Raw genomic sequence first — 1,048 nt, 5'->3', positions numbered from 1 at the left:
TTCGCCGAAGACTTCGTCGGGGTCGAGGCGGCGGAGTTCTTCCGCGAGGCAGTCTTTGAGGCTGCGGCGGGGCAGGGAGATGCGTTGGGCGGGCTGGCCGGGCTGGGTGAGTTCGGCGATGGACAGTCCGGGCCGGAAGAGCTGGACGTCGCCGTTGGGCCGGGTGAGCCGGACGCGGCGGATGCCGGTGCCGGCGGGGTCCGCGACGATGGTCACGGGTGCGTCCAGGGCCAGGGTCAGCCAGGCTGCCAGCAGGATGGTGCTGGGCGAGTCTGACGCGCCCTCCACTGCCACTGCGGTGACGGGGGAGGCGTCCACCTGGTCCAGGACGGCGGCGAGCTGGATCCGCCAGTTCGTCAGCCGGGTCCAGGCGAGGTCGGTGTCGCCGGCCTTGTACGTGCTGCGGACGTTCTCAAGTGCGGCTTGGGGGTCGGGTTCGTTCGCGGAGTCGGTGATCCGGCGGTGCGCGATCCGGCCCACGGAGGTCTCGTATGCGTTCTCCGGCGCCCCGTGCGGCCACCAGGCCACGATCGGGGCGTCCGGGAGCAGCAGGGCCGCCACCAGGGATTCGCTTTCGTGGGCGAGCTCGCCGTACCCGCGCAGCACGATGACCTCGGAGGCGCCGGCGTCCCCGCCGACCCGGATCTGCGCGTCCAGCCGGTCCGGGGCGGTGGCGCCGGCGTCGGCGAGCACGATGATCCGGCAGGGGTGTTCCCGGCTGGCTTCGTTCGCGGCCTCGATCGCTTCTTCCTCCAGCCCGGAGCGGGTGACCACCACGAGGGTCAGCACCCGGCCCAGGGCAATCACGCCGCCCTGCTCGCGCAGGGACATGAGTTTCTTCGAGATCTTGGAGGTGGTGGTGTCCGGCAGGTCGACAATCATGGCCTTCTCCAGGTTCGTCCGTCACGGGCCAGCAGCTCATCCGCGCTGGCGGGTCCCCAGGACCCCGGGGCGTAAGGTTCGGGCTGTTCATCGAGGCCGGCCCAGTAGTCTTCGAACGGGTCCAGGATCTTCCAGGACAGTTCCACTTCCTGGTGCCGCGGGAACA

At 70.5% G+C, this 1,048-nt stretch carries 1 protein-coding gene and 1 pseudogene; both read right to left on the bottom strand.

Translation table 11 applies throughout. From position 1 onward, the window contains the following. Positions 1 to 882 (bottom strand): glucose-6-phosphate dehydrogenase assembly protein OpcA (locus ABIB45_RS22500; RefSeq protein ID WP_354218044.1); only part of this gene is annotated, 882 nt, incomplete at its 3' end. Beyond that, positions 879 to 1,048 (bottom strand): annotated as a pseudogene (locus ABIB45_RS22495) (glucose-6-phosphate dehydrogenase); the annotation flags it as partial. The gene ABIB45_RS22500 and the pseudogene ABIB45_RS22495, both read right to left, overlap by 4 nt.

It is taken from the genome of Arthrobacter sp. UYCo732 (genome assembly GCF_040547265.1).
Lineage (GTDB): Bacteria > Actinomycetota > Actinomycetes > Actinomycetales > Micrococcaceae > Arthrobacter.
The sequence above is the reverse complement of the archived record's forward strand: the minus strand, read 5'-3'. Positions and strand labels throughout refer to the sequence as shown.